The 15,759-nt window shown below is 71.2% G+C and carries 16 protein-coding genes; 6 read left to right on the plus strand and 10 right to left on the minus strand.

What is annotated here, in order from left to right:
• Positions 1–86 precede the first annotated feature (86 nt).
• From MFF42_RS12150 to MFF42_RS12160, 3 genes are all read left to right on the plus strand, one after another.
• Complete coding sequence (locus tag MFF42_RS12150) at positions 87–392, plus strand: helix-turn-helix transcriptional regulator (protein WP_238255976.1); 306 nt, start codon at positions 87–89, stop codon at positions 390–392.
• A gap of 137 nt (positions 393–529) precedes the next feature.
• On the plus strand, positions 530–1,912 hold the full coding sequence (locus tag MFF42_RS12155) for a class II 3-deoxy-7-phosphoheptulonate synthase (RefSeq protein WP_238255977.1): 1,383 nt from the start codon (positions 530–532) through the stop codon (positions 1,910–1,912).
• Between the two features lie 289 nt (positions 1,913–2,201).
• The gene (locus tag MFF42_RS12160) at positions 2,202–2,351 is read left to right on the plus strand and encodes a hypothetical protein (protein ID WP_238255978.1); all 150 of its coding nucleotides are present in this window, start codon (positions 2,202–2,204) and stop codon (positions 2,349–2,351) included.
• Between the two features lie 9 nt (positions 2,352–2,360).
• On the opposite strand, the gene MFF42_RS12165 is transcribed toward MFF42_RS12160, so the two are convergent.
• Together MFF42_RS12165 and MFF42_RS12170 are read right to left on the minus strand one after the other, a co-directional pair.
• On the minus strand, positions 2,361–2,753 hold the full coding sequence (locus MFF42_RS12165; RefSeq protein WP_238255979.1) for a hypothetical protein: 393 nt from the start codon (positions 2,751–2,753) through the stop codon (positions 2,361–2,363).
• 67 nt (positions 2,754–2,820) lie between these two features.
• Entirely contained in the window at positions 2,821–3,366 is a 546-nt protein-coding gene (locus MFF42_RS12170; RefSeq protein WP_238255980.1) for a hypothetical protein, read from the minus strand.
• Between the two features lie 363 nt (positions 3,367–3,729).
• On the opposite strand from MFF42_RS12170, the gene MFF42_RS12175 reads away from it, so the two are divergent.
• Both MFF42_RS12175 and gmk read left to right on the plus strand, forming a co-directional pair.
• The gene (locus MFF42_RS12175) at positions 3,730–4,602 is read left to right on the plus strand and encodes a YicC/YloC family endoribonuclease (RefSeq protein ID WP_238255990.1); all 873 of its coding nucleotides are present in this window, start codon (positions 3,730–3,732) and stop codon (positions 4,600–4,602) included.
• A gap of 34 nt (positions 4,603–4,636) precedes the next feature.
• Positions 4,637–5,305, plus strand: coding sequence for a guanylate kinase (gmk, locus tag MFF42_RS12180; protein ID WP_238255981.1), 669 nt, complete (start codon positions 4,637–4,639; stop codon positions 5,303–5,305).
• A 42-nt stretch (positions 5,306–5,347) separates the two neighbouring features.
• On the opposite strand, the gene MFF42_RS12185 is transcribed toward gmk, so the two are convergent.
• The 6 genes from MFF42_RS12185 to bluB all read right to left on the minus strand — a co-directional run bounded on the left by MFF42_RS12185 (position 5,348) and on the right by bluB (position 12,386).
• Positions 5,348–7,096 (minus strand): ABC transporter ATP-binding protein, encoded by a 1,749-nt coding sequence (locus tag MFF42_RS12185; protein ID WP_238255982.1) that lies wholly within the window; start codon positions 7,094–7,096, stop codon positions 5,348–5,350.
• Positions 7,097–7,196: 100 nt separating this feature from the next.
• Positions 7,197–8,429: an MFS transporter gene (locus MFF42_RS12190; RefSeq protein WP_238255983.1), complete on the minus strand. Its 1,233-nt coding sequence runs from the start codon at positions 8,427–8,429 to the stop codon at positions 7,197–7,199.
• A gap of 321 nt (positions 8,430–8,750) precedes the next feature.
• A complete protein-coding gene (locus tag MFF42_RS12195; RefSeq protein ID WP_238255984.1) occupies positions 8,751–9,965 on the minus strand; it encodes a DUF2336 domain-containing protein in 1,215 nt (404 codons plus the stop codon).
• 111 nt (positions 9,966–10,076) lie between these two features.
• On the minus strand, positions 10,077–10,895 hold the full coding sequence (locus tag MFF42_RS12200) for a response regulator (protein ID WP_238255985.1): 819 nt from the start codon (positions 10,893–10,895) through the stop codon (positions 10,077–10,079).
• Positions 10,896–10,949: 54 nt separating this feature from the next.
• Positions 10,950–11,465 carry a L,D-transpeptidase gene (locus MFF42_RS12205; protein ID WP_238255986.1) on the minus strand — a complete coding sequence of 172 codons (516 nt, stop codon included), beginning with the start codon at positions 11,463–11,465 and terminating at the stop codon, positions 10,950–10,952.
• A gap of 255 nt (positions 11,466–11,720) precedes the next feature.
• A complete protein-coding gene (bluB, locus tag MFF42_RS12210; protein WP_238255987.1) occupies positions 11,721–12,386 on the minus strand; it encodes a 5,6-dimethylbenzimidazole synthase in 666 nt (221 codons plus the stop codon).
• 451 nt (positions 12,387–12,837) lie between these two features.
• Between bluB and MFF42_RS12215 the strand changes: the two genes are divergently transcribed.
• Positions 12,838–13,209, plus strand: a complete 372-nt coding sequence (locus MFF42_RS12215) for a DUF2794 domain-containing protein (RefSeq protein WP_183436347.1) — start codon at positions 12,838–12,840, stop codon at positions 13,207–13,209.
• Positions 13,210–13,232: 23 nt separating this feature from the next.
• Here the strand turns inward: MFF42_RS12215 and eda are convergent, their stop codons facing one another.
• On the minus strand, positions 13,233–13,853 hold the full coding sequence (gene eda / locus MFF42_RS12220) for a bifunctional 4-hydroxy-2-oxoglutarate aldolase/2-dehydro-3-deoxy-phosphogluconate aldolase (RefSeq protein ID WP_238255988.1): 621 nt from the start codon (positions 13,851–13,853) through the stop codon (positions 13,233–13,235).
• Between the two features lie 101 nt (positions 13,854–13,954).
• The gene (gene edd, locus MFF42_RS12225) at positions 13,955–15,757 is read right to left on the minus strand and encodes a phosphogluconate dehydratase (protein WP_238255989.1); all 1,803 of its coding nucleotides are present in this window, start codon (positions 15,755–15,757) and stop codon (positions 13,955–13,957) included.
• Between the last annotated feature and the right edge of the window lie 2 nt (positions 15,758–15,759).

Here is a 15,759-nt window from a genome sequence, read left to right on the forward strand (position 1 = left end):
CGCGATCAGGGCCGCGAGACGGGCCTCCGCCGGGGTCAGGTCGAACAGGCCCTGCCGACGAGCGGCCCCCGGTCATTCTCCATCTCGTGCCGATCCGCGGCGCGGCCCACGACGTGTTCGTCCGCGCCCGCTTCGTGCTGATCGCCACGCCCGTGGTGGCCCAGGAGGTGCCGGGTGCCGACGTCGTCCAGGGCCTGTTCGACCTGACCCCGGCGGAGGCCCGTCTCGCGGCCCTGATCGCGGCGGGCGACGCGCCGGCGCCGGCCGCGGCCAAGCTCGGGATCACCCCCAATACCGCCCGCTCGGTGCTGAAGCGCATCTTCCAGAAGACCGGCGTCTCGCGCCAAGCCGAACTCGTGGGCCTGCTCGCCGGGCGGGGATTGCGCGGCTGACGGCCGATGCGCGGACCGAGACGCAGCCATCGCGTCGGCAAACTCGCAACTTCGAAAAAACCGCTCTATAAGCCCGGCTTCGCGCGAGGCGGGAGGGCCCGCGCGCATCACCCGGTAGGGTGAGCGGAGAGAGTATCATGGCCGAGCGGTGGACCCCGAAAACCTGGCGCAACCTGCCGATCCAGCAGGTCCCGTCCTATCCGGACGCGGGCGCTCTCCAGGCCGTCGAGGCGCAGCTCGCGAGCTTTCCGCCGCTGGTTTTTGCCGGTGAGGCGCGCAAGCTGAAGAGCGCGCTGGCGCGCGTCTCGACGGGCGAGGCCTTCCTGCTCCAGGGCGGCGACTGCGCCGAGAGCTTCGACGAGCACTCCGCCGACAACATCCGCGACTTCTTCCGCGTCTTCCTGCAGATGGCGATGGTGCTCACCTTCGCGGGCGGCTCGCCCGTGGTGAAGGTCGGGCGCATCGCCGGGCAGTTCGCCAAGCCGCGCTCCTCGCCGACGGAGACGCTGGAGGGCGTGTCGCTGCCGAGCTACCGCGGCGACATCATCAACGGGCTGACCTTCACGGAAGAGGCCCGCGTGCCCGATCCGAAGCGCCAGCTCGAAGCCTACCGGCAGTCGGCGGCGACGCTGAACCTGCTGCGCGCCTTCGCCACCGGTGGCTACGCCAACCTCGAGAACGCGCATCGCTGGATGCTCGGCTTCGTGAAGGACTCACCGCAATCCTCGCGCTACCGGGACGTCGCCGAGCGGATGTCGGACGCGCTCGACTTCATGCGCGCCATCGGCATCAACCCGGAGACGCACCAGGAGGTCCGCACCACGGATTTCTACACCAGCCACGAGGCGCTGCTGCTCGGCTACGAGGAGTCGCTGACCCGCGTCGATTCGACGAGCGGCGACTGGTACGCCACCTCCGGCCACATGCTCTGGATCGGCGACCGCACCCGCCAGCCGGACCACGCCCACGTGGAGTATGCCCGCGGCATCAAGAACCCGATCGGCCTGAAATGCGGTCCCTCGACCACGGCCGAGGGACTGATCCGGCTGATCGACCTCCTCAACCCGGAGAACGAGGCCGGCCGCCTCAGCCTGATCTGCCGCTTCGGCGCGGACAAGGTCGGCGACCACCTGCCGGGGCTGATCCGCACGGTGCAGCGCGAGGGCCGCAACGTCGTGTGGGTCTGCGATCCGATGCACGGCAACACCATCGCCGCCGGCCGCTACAAGACGCGGCCGTTCGAGCGGGTGATGCAGGAGATCGAGGGCTTCTTCGGCGTGCACCGCGCCGAGGGGACGATCGCCGGCGGCATCCATCTGGAGATGACCGGCAAGGACGTCACCGAGTGCACCGGCGGCGCCCGCGCGCTGACGGCCGACGACCTGCAGGACCGCTACCACACCTACTGTGATCCGCGCCTCAACGCGGAGCAGGCGCTGGAGGTGGCGTTCCTCACCGCCGAACTGGTGAAGCGCGAGCGCGCCGAGATCGAGCGCCCGCGCCTCGACGCCGCGGAGTAGTCCGGGCCGGGATCGGCCTGGAGAGAGATGGGGCGGGTGCGATCCTGCAGGATCGCGCCCGCCCTTTTTCATGGGCGTGAAGCGTTCTGCATCGCGGGACCTCGCCGCCGCGACGCGCCGCCGACAAAAGATTCCGCGAAGCACCACATCGATGCGCGTCAAGAATGTTTCTTGCCGCTCGGCTTGGTTATCATCCTCTTAAGCGATCGGCTTCGGAGGCGGCATGGCGGTATCGGTGACCAGGAAGAGTTCTCGCATTCGCAGTCTCTGGCCGAGCTGGAATCCGGGAGTGCCTTCCGCCGTCCCGTCCCCGCTGGACCGGCACCCGGTCGCGCTGCACCCGGTCGCGCCCGAGACGCGCCTGCCGCCGCACAGCTTCACCGCCAACGAACTCATCGCCATGGCGCGGGCCGCCCGCGCGCGCCGCCTCGATCCGTGAGGAGGGGCGTCAGTTCCGGCGTGGCTTGGTGACGGTGAAGAGGGCGGTGAAGTCCGGGTTCTCGACGATCCGGTCCTGATCCGCCAACTGGTAGAGACCCGGCTCGCCGACCTCGATCGCTTCGAGCAGGGGGGCGACCGTGAAAGGCTCGCCCTCGTCGCGGGTCCGGATGACGATGCCCGTCTGGGCATCGACCGTCTCGACGATTCCGAAGACTTGTTCCCGACTGAGCAGGACACCCTCGGAATCGACATAGGTCAGGCCGACGAGGAGGCTCGATCCGATCAGATCGTCGGCGAGGTCCTGATCCCAGTCCTCGTCGCACGCCCCGCTGTCGATGGAGGGCATCGCTCCCCGCCGTGCTCGAATCATCGCCTTGTCGTCGGCGATCTGAGCGATCATTGCGCAACCTCTGGCTGCCGGCAAGGGCCCGACCGATCGCCGGTCCGGCGAGGCGTCCCGCGAGACCCTACTGCACGAGCGCCAGACGGCCGCGCGCCTCGGCGGCTCCGGTTCGGATCGGCGCCTCGCTGTGGCCGGCGAAGAAGTCCTCGACCATCTCCCGCAGGATCTCCGCGAGATCGCCGCCGCGATCCGCCTCGACATGCACGTCGTTGCCGACCGAGCGGCCGAGGCTCGGCGCCGCGTTGCTGGCGAGGGTGAGGAGCCGCTCGTTGTACTCCGCCCCGAGGCCCGTCACCGCGATGAAGTTGCGGCCGCCCAGCACGGGGCCGTACTTCACGGTGATCCGGTGCTCCTGATCGGCGCCGTTCTGCAGCGTGGCGGTGAAGCCGACGAAGTCGTCCCGGTCCACCTCCGGCGCGGGGCAGACGATCCGGCCATGCGCGATGTCGTCCTCCTCCAGCACCTCGGCCATCAGGGTCAGGGCCTCGGTGATCGGAGCCAGCGCCCGCGTGCCGTCGGCGAGAAGCTTGGCGCGGACGCGATGCTTCTGCGCGTCGGCCGCACGCAGGCGCGCACGGAAACGGTTCTTGATGTCGAAGGGGTTCGTCATGGAGGGGTCCCCGCTCGAATGTTCGGTGCCCTTGTGATCGATCCCGAAATTAGGAAGACGACCAGTAAGCGTCAAGCTGATGCACAGTATTCGTGCCTGCTTCGGCACTGAGCTATTGCATCGTTATATGGCGTGCATACTTTTTGTGCAGAATAGAGCGCGTCGGTTTCTGCTGCACTGCACGCGGCTTTCCGAGCCGGCGAGGGACCCGAGGCTTTCGCTGCCCTCGCATTGCGCTCTCTCGCGGAATGCGCGTATCCGACAAACCGGCCTTCTCTCCCATCGTTCCGGCGAGGAGCGGCCGAGCACGGACGGATCAGCGGGGAGCGGCGCGCCTTGGCCAAGACTCTTGCGAGCAAGACCATGGCGAGCATGACGGGCTTCGCCCGCTCCGCCGGCACGACCGGCGCCGTGCAGTGGCTGTGGGAGATCCGCACCGTGAACGGGCGCGGGCTCGACATCCGCGTGCGGGTGCCGAACGGGTTCGACGCGGCGGGGGAGGCGGCCCGCGCCGCCCTGTCCAAGGCCCTCTCCCGCGGCCAGTGCCAGCTCACCCTGACGCTGACGCGCCCCGAGGCGGCGGCGCGGGTGCGCATCGACGAGAGCCTGCTGGCGGGCCTCGCCGCGGCGGTCGCCCGCGTGCCGCGCCCCGCCGGAGTCGGCCCGGCGACGCTGGACGGGCTTCTGTCCGTCCGCGGCGTCGTGGAGACGGAGAGCGAGGCCGGGGCCGACCCGGAGGCGCTCGAGCGCGACCTCGCCGCCGGGATCGACGGCCTCGTCGCCGACCTCGTCGCCGCCCGGCAGGCGGAGGGCGCCCGGCTGCACGCGATTGTGACCGGCCAGATCGCCGACATCGCCCGCCTGACGGAGGCCGCCGAGGATTGCCCCGCCCGCCGGCCCGAGGCGGTGCGGGCCCGGCTCGCGGATTCGGTGGCCGCGCTCGTCGGCGCCGGGGGGCTCGATCCCGACCGCCTGCATCAGGAGGCGGTGCTGCTCGCCGCCAAGGCGGATGTGCGCGAGGAACTCGACCGTCTGCGCGCCCACCTCGCCGCCGCGGGCGAGCTGCTGGCGGAGGGCGGCGCGATCGGCCGGCGGCTCGATTTCCTGGCCCAGGAACTCGGCCGGGAGGCCAACACGCTCTGCGCCAAGGCCGGCGACATCACCCTGTCGCGGATCGGACTCGACTTGAAGGCCGTGGTGGAGCAATTCCGCGAGCAGGTGCAGAACGTCGAGTGAGGACGCCGAACGTGGGCAGCGGAGTGAACGGCCGATGACGCAGGACGCCACGCAAGGCAGGCCGGACATCGCCCGGCGCGGGCTGATCCTGATCCTGTCCTCGCCCTCGGGGGCGGGCAAGACGACGCTGACCCGCGCCATCGCCCAGGACGGCGGCTGGGGCCTCGACCTGTCGATCTCGGTGACGACGCGGGCGCGCCGCCCCTCGGAGATCGACGGGCGCCACTACCGCTTCATCGACCGCGAGGCGTTCGAGGATCTGCGCGCCCGCGACGACCTGCTCGAATGGGCCGAGGTCCACGGCAATTTCTACGGCACGCCCCGCCGCCCGGTGGAGAAGACGCTGGGCCAGGGCCGGGACATGATCTTCGACATCGACTACCAGGGCACCCGCCAGGTCCGGCAACGGCTGCAGGACGACGTGGTGACGGTGTTCATCCTGCCGCCGAGCTTTTCGGAGCTGCGCAACCGGCTGGAGCGCCGGGCGGAGGACGCGCCGGAGACCATCGAGCGGCGGCTGGCCAACGCCCGCAACGAGATGCAGCGCTGGAGCGAGTACGACTACGTCATCGTCAACGACGACCTCGACGAGTCGTTTCGCGCACTCCAGGCGATCCTGACCGCCGAGCGCCTCAAGCGCACCCGCCGCACCGGCCTGCCGGGCTTCGTCGACGGGCTGCTGGCCGAGGCCGAGCGGGGCTGAACCGATCTCTCCTCCCCGCAAGGGGGAGGGGAGTCCCGCGCCTCACTCCGCCGCCGTGCGTGGCCGATCCGAAAACGGCTCCTCCACCTGCGCCGCGTGGAGGCGGCGGTAGTAGCCGTCGCCGGCCAGCAGCGCGTCGTGGCGCCCCTGCTCGGCGATGCCGCTCTCGGCCACCACCACGATGCGGTCGGCGTGGCGGATCGTCGCCAAGCGATGAGCGATCACCAGCGTCGTGCGCCCCTCCGCCAGCTCGAACAGCGAGGCCTGGATCTCCCGCTCGGTCTGCGTGTCCAGCGCCGAGGTCGCCTCGTCGAGGATCAGGATCGGCGGGTTTTTGAGGAAGGCGCGGGCGATGGCGAGCCGCTGCTTCTGGCCGCCCGAGAGCTTCACCCCGCGCTCGCCGATCACCGTGTCGAGCCCCTCGGGCAGCGACGCGATCAGGCCGTCGAGCCGGGCGCGGGCAGCGGCGTCCAGGATCTCCGCCTCGCTCGCGCCGAGACGGCCGTAGGCGATGTTCTCGCGGATCGTGCCGGCGAACAGGAACACGTCCTGCTGCACGATGCCGATCTGGCCGCGGAGCGAGCTCAGCGTCAGGTCGCGGATGTCGTGGCCGTCGATGGTGATGCGCCCGGCTTCCGCCTCGTAGAAGCGCGGGATCAGCGAGAGCAGGGTTGTCTTGCCCGCGCCCGAGGGGCCGACGAAGGCCACCGTCTCCCCCGCGTGGATCGTCAGGTCGACGCCAGCAAGCACCGGCCGGTCCGGGCTGTAGCCGAAGCGCACATTCTCGAAGCGGATCTCGCCCTTGAGCGGCGGGGCGGGGATCGCGCCCGGCCGGTCGGCGATGTCTGGCTCGGTGGCGAGCAGCGCCTGGTAGCGGCGGAAACCGGCGATGCCCTTCGGGTAGGTCTCGATCACCGCGCCGATCTTTTCGAGCGGCCGGTAGAACACGCCGACGAGGAGCAGGAAGCCGACGAAGCCGCCGGCCGTCAGATCGCCGCGCACCACGAAGGCGGCGCCGCCGAGGAGCACCACGATCTGCACGAGGCGCAGGCCCAGATAGTTGATCGAGAGGGCGCCGGCCATGAGCCGGTAGGCTTCGAGCTTGGTCGTGCGGTATTTCAGGTTGTCGGAGGCGAACAGCGCCCGCTCGTGCGCCTCGTTGGCGAAGGCCTTCACCACGCGGATGCCACCGACATTCTCCTCGATGCGGGCGTTGAAGGCGCCGACCCGCCCGTACTGCGCCTGCCAGTTGCGGGTCATGCGCCCGCCGTAGCGGATGGTGACGAAGGCGATCACCGGCAGGATCGCCAGCGTCATCAGCGCCAGCGGCGGGTGGACGAGGAACATCAGCGCGAAGGCGCCGAACAGCGTCATCACGGCGATGAACAGATCCTCGGGGCCGTGATGGGCGACCTCGCCGATCTCCTCCAGATCCTTGGTGACGCGCGCGACCAGATGGCCGGTCTTCTGCCCGTCGAAGAAGCGGAAGGAGAGCTTCTGCAGGTGATCGAAGGCGCGGGCCCGCATCTCCGTCTCGATGTTGATCCCGAGGACGTGGCCCCAATAGGTGACGACCACCATCAGCCCGGCATTGGCGACGTAGAGGAGCAACAGGCCCGCGGCGGCGAGCCAAATCAGGCCCCAATCCTGTTGCGGCAGCAGCCGGTCGACGAAGGCTTTGACCGCGAGCGGGAAGCCGAGTTCGAGCAGGCCCGAGAGCACGGCGCAGCCGAAATCCACCAGGAACAGCGTCCGGTGCGGCCGGTAATAGGCGAGGAAGGCCTTCAGCATGGCGCGGCTGTGACGGATGTTTCGGCCCGGAAGAGGGCGGCTCCCTGGCGCATAGGCGAGGGCGCGGGCAAGCGCCAGCACCCGCGGCGCGGGGCGGCCCTCAAGACGCCGCGCGGTCGGCCGCGCGGTCGGCGATGAGCGTCCGGGCGATGGCACCGCGCAGGAGCAGCACGGCGAGCCCGTAGAGCGGCACCGCGAGGGCGAAGTAGGCGGGCCAGCCGACCGCGCCGGCGAGCGCCGGCGCCCCGACCCGCAGCGGCATCGCGGCGAAGAAGGCGGCGCCGAACAGGAGCGCGTAGTCGGTGGCGGGCTGCGGCCCCTGGGCCCAGCGGTAGATCATGTTGAAGACCGGCACCCCGAGCCCGCCGCCGCACAGGATGCCGAGGATCGCCGCGGCGAGGCCGAGAGTGGGCGCGGCGGTCGCGCTCGCCCAGAGCATGAGCAGCCCGGAGGCCGCGACGCCGAGGGCGGAGACGGTGATGAGCGGCAGCGTGCCGACGCGCCGCACGAGATAGCCGGAGACCAGGGCCATGACGAGGTTGATGCCCGACGAGAGGCCGCCGGTGACGAGGCCGACCTCGGAAAGCGGCACGCCGAGATCGAGCAGAGCGAGGTTGTTCGAGCCGGTGAGCGCGAACATCGCCGCGAAGTAGAGGCCGAGCACCAGCACGCGCCCGCCGAGCAAGCGGAGGCGCCCGAGCGCGAGCGCACTCCGCTGCGTCTCCGCCGAGACCCGCCGCAGGGCCCGCTCGGGATAGCGCAGCATCGGCATGAGGCAGAGCCCGTTCAGGACCGCCACCGCGAGCACGGCGCCGTGCCAGCCGAGCCGGTCGTACTCGGCGATCAGCACCCCGGCGCCGACGATGCCGCCGAGCGAGGCGCCGCAGAGCTTGGCGGAGGCGACGTAGGGCCGCCGCTCCGGGCCGACCGTCTCGACGACGAGGGCTTCGAGGGCGATGTCCATGGTGGCGACGCAGAAGCAGGTCGCCAGCGCGAGCCCGAACAGGACCGGCAGCGGCCACGCCTCGCCCCGGCTCAACACGAGAAGCAGGGCGATGGCCGCCCCCTGCATCAGCACGATCCAGCCGAGCCGGTGCGGCAGGTGCGGCAGGCGGATGCGGTCGACGAGCACGGCCCAGAGGAAGGTGAGCCCGACCGGCAGGTTGATGAGCTGGAGAAAGCCGACCTCGGCGAGATCGACGCCCCGGGCCCGCAGGATCAGCGGCGCACCGCTGATCAGGAAGCCGAGCGTGGTGCCGAAGGTGATGTAGAGGCAGAAGAACGGCGCGAGCTGCGCCGCCCAGGCGGGCGCCTCCCGATCGGGTGCGGGCATCGCGTCCCGCGCGGAGGCGGGGCGGCTCACGCGTTCAAGCCCCGTCGCCGGAGCGGCGGGCCGCAGCGATCCAGTGCCGATCCGTTGCCCATCCCCGGTCCTTCGCGGCCCGATGCCGTCACGCCGCTCCATCGGTCGCCTGGTCCATAGGCGATCCGGCCCGGCGCCGCGCGCGCTTTCTCGGCGGTGCAGCCCAGCGCCGACTTATACCAAGCTGCATGGCACCCGACCGATGGTCGGGTGCCATGCGTCCGGCGGACGCCCGCCGCCGCGCCGTCGCGCGGGCAATCGACGATGAGTCATCATCATCGTCGATTGGTATTACGGACGATCCTCCGGCTCGGCCGTGTCGGCCTCGGGGAGGAAGGCCGCGCAGCGCAAGGGCATCGCCGCGAAGCGGATCAAGCGGCGGGCTGTGCCAGGTTGCAAGCGCCGATGCAGGTCCCAGGCCTCCGCCGCCGCCCCGACGGGCACCGTGCCGCCGAAGCGCTGCGTCATCAGCGCCTTCGTGACGGGCCAGGGATGATCGAGCCCGCGCAGGATCGCCGCGAGAGGCGCCGGCGAGGGTGCGTCGAAGGCGGCCACCGTCGCGGCGAGCGGCAGGCCGGCGGCATGGGCGATGGCGGCGAGCCCATCCTCGATGCGGTTCAGGGTCACCCAGCGTTCGAGTTGGGACGCGCCGGGACCGCGGCGCGCGCCGCTGAACCGGCCGCCGATGACATCGAGCGAGGCGCGAAACCGCGCGAGGCGCTCCTCCGCGACCGGGCGGGCCAGCGTCTCCTCCGCCTGGGCCAGCAGGCGGTCCGCCCCGGCGCGATCGCCGCCGAGATCGCTCACCAGGGCCTCGGCGGCCCGTCGGCGCGTCCGATCGAGAAGCGCCGGCCGGTCCGGGGGCGGCAGGTCCGGCCGGAGGGCGAGGCGCAGCGTCACCGCCTCCGTCCGCTCGGAATGCGCCGTCAGGTCGGAGAAGCCGGCCTCCGAGAAGCGGGCGCCGGGATTGTCGAGCAGCCGCGCGGCGATGCGGCCGTCGCCGTGGCGCAGCAGCACCTCCGTCACGGCCGGCGTCACGGTCGGGCGCGCGGCGATGGCGCGGCGATGGCCGTCGCTGCCCGAGGCCGCGAGCTCTGCCAGGAGGTCGTCGCCGAGGCTGGAGCAGCCCGTCAGGAGCGGTGCCGCGACGTCGATCGAGGCATCCCGCGCGAGCGCCTGCGAGGTGCGCGGCGGCCCGAGCCGCAACGGGGCGAGCCGCTCGGCGAAGGCCCGGCGCGCCGCCCTGTCGATCTGGTCGCACAGGGTGACGAGCAGACCGTCGAAGGCGGGCTTGTCCGGGGGCGGAAGGCGGGACCAGCGCTTGGTCAGCAGTTCCGCCGATTGCAGCACGAGCTGGGATTGGAGCGCCCGGTCGCCGCTGCGCAGGGCCTCCTCGATGCGCCGGACGAGGTCGTTGAGGCGCGCCCGCGTGTAGGGATGCGGCGTCGCGGACCGGTTTCCCGGCGTCTGGTCCTGCATCGGTCTCGGCCGGGAAGCGATGTCCATGGCTGCGGGTCGGCGCTCCGGAGCGGGCAGGCGCCGGCGCGGGAAGGCGCGAGCCTCTTCGTTTCGCATCGTGGTCTCGACAGGCCGGCGACGGCCTTCCGCGGCGATGCGCTAGACAACCTGCCCTACGGTCGGCCCGGCGTCGAGCAGGCTTTCGCGCCGCAGCGCGTTGATGAGGTAGGGATGCCACAGGCCGAAGCTCTCGTGCACGGCCTTGTCGATGTCGAAGAACTGGAACGGCTTGGGCAGGAAGCCCGAGGCGCCGAAGGTGGCGAGCTGGCGCTGGACGCCCTCCTCGATCCGCGGCCCCGTCATCAGGATGCGGGCGGCGGGATGGCGGTCGTTGATGCGGCAGGCGACTTCGAGGGCGGGATAATCGGGCAGGCTCAATTCGATGATGGCGAGATCGACCGGCCCCGCTTCGGCGAGCCGCACCGCGTCCCGCCCGCCCGCGGCCTCGCGGATGCGGAACGCGAAATGGCTCTGCCCGAGGAGCTTGCGCACGAGCGTGCGCGTCGCCTGGCCGGGATCGACGACGAGGCAGTCGAGGGAGCGCGACAGGACTTGGTTGGCCGCGAGCAGGCGGCCGATATGAAGATCGCCCAGCGGCTTGAGGATCACGTCGTAGGCCCCCACCCGGCGGGCCGTGGCGGGCCAGCGGGGCGCGAGCATGTCGGTGACGAGGACGACGAGGCCCCGCGGGTTGCCGGTCTCGCGCCACCGCCGGATGTCGGCGCCGTTGGTCTGCGGCAGCAGCACGTCGATGAAGAGCACGTCGATGCGGGAGCCGGCGAGCGCGCGGTTCAGCGCGCCCCCGTCGGCCGCCTCAACGATCCGCGCTCCCGGATCGAGCCGTGCCACCGCTTCCGCGAGGGCCAGCCGGGTTTCCTCGTCCGGATCGGCGATCAGGATGGTGGGCGATGCGGTCACCGGCGGGCCCCGTAATCGGCGCGGCGGATGGTTGCGGCGCGATCCGCCGCGCGCTCAGCGCATCACATACACCTGCGTGCCGACGGAGACACGCTCGAACAGGTCGGCGATATCCTGATTGTACATGCGGATGCAACCGTAGGACGCGAAGGTGCCGATCGACCGCGGGCGGTTCGTGCCGTGGATGGCGTATTCACCGCCGCGCAGGGTCATCGCCGCCACGCCCATCGGGTTGCTCGGCGAGCCGCCGCGGATGAGGTTGGGCAGCCGCGGGTTGTCGCGCTTCACCTCGGCCGGGGGCGACCAGTCGGGCTGGTAGTACTTGCCGTCGATCTGGGTCGCGCCGCTCCACTGCTTGCCCGGCTTGCCGACCGCGACGGGGTAGCGGATCGCGGTGCCGTCGCCGTTGACGAGGTAGAGCCGGCGCTCGGTGGTGCGCACGACGATCGTGCCCGCGCCGATCCCCTCGGCGAAGGGGACGACCTCCCGGGCCTGCGCGGCACCCGCCGCGCACAGCACTGCCGCGAGCGCGCCCGCGAGACGCACCCTGTACTGGCCTGTTCCGAACATCGAAGATCGCCTTTCCAAGCTGGAGCGTAACTGGCGAAGACGATCCACCGTTCCAGCTTGCCGTTCTGCTTTACGCGCGGCGAAATGCGGGTCTCACGCCCGCCCTCTTGCACAGCCCGTTGTCGGGAGGGCGAATCCCCGGCTCAGGAAGTCCGATCAATTTTAAGCAACGGCGCCGATGCTCTCGCTCCTTGATCTTGCATCGTCTTTTTCCGAAAGCCGGCAACCACCTTTCGGGACGATGCTCCAGCGCCCTCAGCGCTCATGCAGACGGACCGCCTCCGGGCACCGCTCCTGCCAGCCGTGGCGGACGAGCTCGGGGTCGGCATGCTCCTCGACCGGGTGGCCGACGCAGAGATAGGCGATCAGATCCCACGCCTCCGGCACGTCGAGGGCGTCCGTGACGGCGGCGGGCTCGACGATCGACACCCAACCGACGCCGAGGCCGTGGGCGCGGGCGGCGAGCCAGAAGGCGTGGATGCAGGCCGCTACCGAGTAGCGCAGCATCTCCGGCATGGTCGCCCGGCCGAGCCCGTGGCCGGCCTCCGTCGCGGAATCGCAGAACACCGCGAGGTGGACCGGGGCCTCGCGCAGGCCCGCGAGCTTCAGGCGGGCGTAGAGCGCGCCCCGTTCGTCGGGATAGGTCGCGCGGGCGGCGGCGTTGCAGCGCTCGAAGCTCGCGGCGACCGCTTCGCGCCGTCCGGCATCGGAGACCCGCACGAACCGCCAGGGCTGGCTGTTGCCGACCGAGGGCGCCAGCGCCGCCAGATCCAGGCAGGTCCGCAGCACGGCCTCGTCGATCGGGTCGGTGCGGAAGCGCCGCACGTCCCGCCGCCACGCGAAGAGATCCGCGAGGCGGTTCCGGAAGGCATCGTCGAAGACGGGCGGGCCGGCCGACGGGGAAGGAGAGTTCTCGGACATCGCCGCCGCTTCTCGCGCCGGCGGGTGCGGCTGCCAAGATGGTCATCGTGACCGCGGCATCGCCCCACGCTTGGGATCGGCACGAAAAAAGGGCGGCGCTCCGAGGAGGCCGCCTGAAGTCCTTGGGTCTCGAAACCTCCGGGTGTCGGCTTGCCGGGATCCGCGGCATTGCCCGAGGGCTGGGGAGCTCGGGTTCAGGCGCCGCCGCGGTGGACAAACCGACGAGGTTTCAGGTCACAGTGAAAGCGTTTCGCGGTGGCGATGGCAAGGCGAGATCGCGGCAAGACGGTGATGTTTGCCACCTCACCGTGCGGCGACGCACATCGGTCTCGCGGCCCGGGCCGGAATCGTACCGTGACCGATGGCCGGCGAAGCACCTTGCGGGCGCTCCCGCCGAGTCCCATCATCTCCCCCTCGCCGCAGCAACGCCGGCACCGACACGGGAGCGACGATGAGTGAGGGGCAGAGCGTCGACCACCGCTCGAACGATCGAGAGAATCAGGTCATCCCGTTTCCGTCCTCGACGAGCCCACAAGTCGCCTTCCAGCGGGACGAGTTGCGAACCATCTTCAATCTGTACGGACGGCGCGTCGCCGAGGGCGAGTGGCGCGACTACGCCCTCGATTTCCGCCGGGACAAGGCGGTGTTCTCGATCTATCGCCGCACCTCCGAGATGCCGCTCTACCGGATCGAGAAGGATCCCAAGCTCGCCCGCCGCCAGGGCGCCTACGCGGTGATCGCGGCGAGCGGCCTCGTGATGAAGCGCGGCAACGACCTCGCCCGCGTCATCGGCGTGCTGGAGGGGCCGTTGCGGGCGGTCTGATCCCGTCGCCCGGGCCGAGAACCCTACCGGTTCGGGCGCAGCGTCGCGGCCGCCTCGGCGAGCCGGCGGATCGCCGCCGGGTCGGGCTTGCCCGCGGGCACCACCCAGCTTCCGCCGACGCAGAGCACGGCCGGATGGGCGAGCCACTCGCCTGCGCTCGCCTCGGTGATGCCGCCGGTGGGGCAGAAGCGCACCTGCCCGAAGGGCGCGGCCAGCGCCTTCAAGGCCTTCAGCCCGCCCGCCGCCTCGGCTGGGAAGAACTTGAAGCGGTCGAGCCCGTGGTCGAGGCCGCGCATGATGTCGGCGGAGGTCGCCACGCCCGGCAGGTAGGGCACGCCGGAGGCGATGGCCGCCTCCGTCAGCGGGGCGGTCAGGCCGGGGCTGACGATGAACTTCGCGCCCGCGCCGATGGCGGCATCGAGGTCGCGCGCGTTCAGCACCGTGCCGGCGCCGACCACCGCGCCCTCGACGCGCGACATCGCCCGGATCACGTCGAGCGCCGCGGGGGTGCGGAGGGTGACTTCGAGGGCGGTGAGCCCACCGCCGACCAGCGCCTCGGCGATCGGCACCGCGTCGGCGGCATCCTCCACCACCAGCACGGGGATGACGGGAACGGAGCGCATCAGCGCGTCGATGGTGCTCATCGGGTTCTCCTGCCCTGACAGATGCCCCCTCCCCCTTGCGGGGAGGGGTTCGGGGTGAGGGTGGCTCGGGATGGGGCGGAGCGCTGATCGGGTCGGCTGCGCTAGAGCCCCGCCGCCGCCAGCATCGCCGAGCCGCCGCGCTCGGCATCGTCGGCGCCGCGGCGCATGAAGCCGAACAACTCGCGGCCGGTGCCGATCCCGTCCGGCGGCTGCGCGGCCTCCGCACGGGCCTGCCACTCGGCCGCATCGACCAGCACCTCGAGCAGGCCCTGCTCCGCCGAGAGGCGGATGATGTCGCCGTCGCGGATGCGGGCGATCGGCCCGCCGCCGACCGCCTCGGGGCTGACATGGATCGCCGCCGGCACCTTGCCGGAGGCGCCCGACATCCGCCCGTCGGTGACGAGCGCCACCTTGTGGCCGCGGTCCTGCAGCACGCCGAGCGGCGGGGTGAGCTTGTGCAACTCCGGCATCCCGTTGGCGCGCGGGCCCTGGAAGCGCACCACCACCACGACGTCCCGCTCCAGTTCGCCCGCCTTGAAGGCGGCGATGACCTCGTCCTGATCGGAGAAGACGCGGGCCGGCGCCTCGATGGTGCGGCGCTCGGGGTCCACCGCGCTGGTCTTGAAGGTGGCCCGGCCGAGATTGCCCTTCACCAGCCGCATCCCGCCATCCGGCTGGAACGGATTGGCCGGCGGGCGCAGCATCGTCTCGTCCAGGGACTCGGCCGGCGCCTCCTCGAAGGTGAGGTCGTCCCCATCCCCCGAAAGCTTCGGGTCGCGGGCGTGGTCGCGCAGGCGCGCTCCGGCGACGGTGAGGATGTCGTCGTGCAGGAGGCCGGCATCGATCAGCGAGGCGATGACGTAGGACATGCCGCCGGCGGCGTGGAAGTGGTTCACGTCGCCCGCGCCGTTCGGATAGACCCGGGCGATCAGCGGCACCACGCCGGAGAGCCGGTCGAAATCCTCCCAGTCGATGACGATGCCGGCGGCCCGCGCCATGGCCGGCAGGTGGATCGCGTGGTTGGTCGAGCCGCCGGTGGCGAGCAGGCCGACGATGGCGTTGACGATCGCCCGCTCGTCGATGCAGCGCCCGAGGGGGCGGTAGTCGTTGCCGTTCCAGCCGATCTCGGTCAGCCGATGGATCGCCGAGCGCGTCACCGCCTGCCGCAGCCGCGTGCCGGGATTGATGAAGGAGGCGCCGGGCATGTGCAGGCCCATCACGTCCATCATCATCTGGTTGGAGTTCGCCGTGCCGTAGAAGGTGCAGGTGCCGGCGCCGTGATAGGAGGCGGACTCCGATTCCAGCAGCTCCTTCCGCCCGACCTTGCCCTCGGCATAGAGCTGGCGGATGCGCTGCTTCTCCTTGTTGGCGAGGCCCGACGGCATCGGGCCGGCCGGGATCAGGATCATCGGCAGGTGGCCGAAGCGCAGCGCCCCGATGATGAGGCCGGGCACGATCTTGTCGCAGATGCCGAGCAGCGCCGCGCCCTCGAACATGCCGTGGCTGAGCGCCACCGCGGTCGAGAGGGCGATGGTGTCGCGGGAGAACAGCGACAGCTCCATGCCGCGCTGACCCTGGGTGACGCCGTCGCACATGGCGGGCGTGCCGCCCGCGACCTGGGCCGTCGCCCCGACCTCGCGGGCGAAAATCTTGATCTGCTCCGGGTAGCGCCCGTAGGGCTGATGCGCCGAGAGCATGTCGTTGTAGGCGGTGACGATGCCGATGTTCATGGCGCGGCCCGCGATGATCGCCGGCTTGTCCTCGCCGGAGGCCGCGAAGCCGTGGGCGAGGTTGCCGCAGGCGAGCTTCGGGCGATGGACGCCGGCCTCCCTCTCGCGCTCGATCAGATCGAGATAGGCGCGGCGGCTGTCGCGGGAGCGCGTCGTCGCGCGCTCCCGCGACAGCC

The organism is Methylorubrum podarium, assembly GCF_022179745.1.
GTDB classification, from domain to species: Bacteria; Pseudomonadota; Alphaproteobacteria; order Rhizobiales; family Beijerinckiaceae; genus Methylobacterium; species Methylobacterium podarium.

What these genes read in the sequence shown, in the direction of transcription:
- MFF42_RS12155 (WP_238255977.1), top strand. Translation starts at nt 530, where the DNA reads ATGGCCGAGCGGTGGACCCCGAAAACCTGGCGCAACCTGCCGATCCAG.
- MFF42_RS12165 (WP_238255979.1), bottom strand. Translation starts at nt 2,753, where the DNA reads ATGATCGCTCAGATCGCCGACGACAAGGCGATGATTCGAGCACGGCGG.
- MFF42_RS12170 (WP_238255980.1), bottom strand. Translation starts at nt 3,366, where the DNA reads ATGACGAACCCCTTCGACATCAAGAACCGTTTCCGTGCGCGCCTGCGT.
- MFF42_RS12175 (WP_238255990.1), top strand. Translation starts at nt 3,730, where the DNA reads ATGGCGAGCATGACGGGCTTCGCCCGCTCCGCCGGCACGACCGGCGCC.
- gmk (WP_238255981.1), top strand. Translation starts at nt 4,637, where the DNA reads ATGACGCAGGACGCCACGCAAGGCAGGCCGGACATCGCCCGGCGCGGG.
- MFF42_RS12185 (WP_238255982.1), bottom strand. Translation starts at nt 7,096, where the DNA reads ATGCTGAAGGCCTTCCTCGCCTATTACCGGCCGCACCGGACGCTGTTC.
- MFF42_RS12190 (WP_238255983.1), bottom strand. Translation starts at nt 8,429, where the DNA reads ATGCCCGCACCCGATCGGGAGGCGCCCGCCTGGGCGGCGCAGCTCGCG.
- MFF42_RS12195 (WP_238255984.1), bottom strand. Translation starts at nt 9,965, where the DNA reads ATGGACATCGCTTCCCGGCCGAGACCGATGCAGGACCAGACGCCGGGA.
- MFF42_RS12205 (WP_238255986.1), bottom strand. Translation starts at nt 11,465, where the DNA reads ATGTTCGGAACAGGCCAGTACAGGGTGCGTCTCGCGGGCGCGCTCGCG.
- bluB (WP_238255987.1), bottom strand. Translation starts at nt 12,386, where the DNA reads ATGTCCGAGAACTCTCCTTCCCCGTCGGCCGGCCCGCCCGTCTTCGAC.
- MFF42_RS12215 (WP_183436347.1), top strand. Translation starts at nt 12,838, where the DNA reads ATGAGTGAGGGGCAGAGCGTCGACCACCGCTCGAACGATCGAGAGAAT.
- eda (WP_238255988.1), bottom strand. Translation starts at nt 13,853, where the DNA reads ATGAGCACCATCGACGCGCTGATGCGCTCCGTTCCCGTCATCCCCGTG.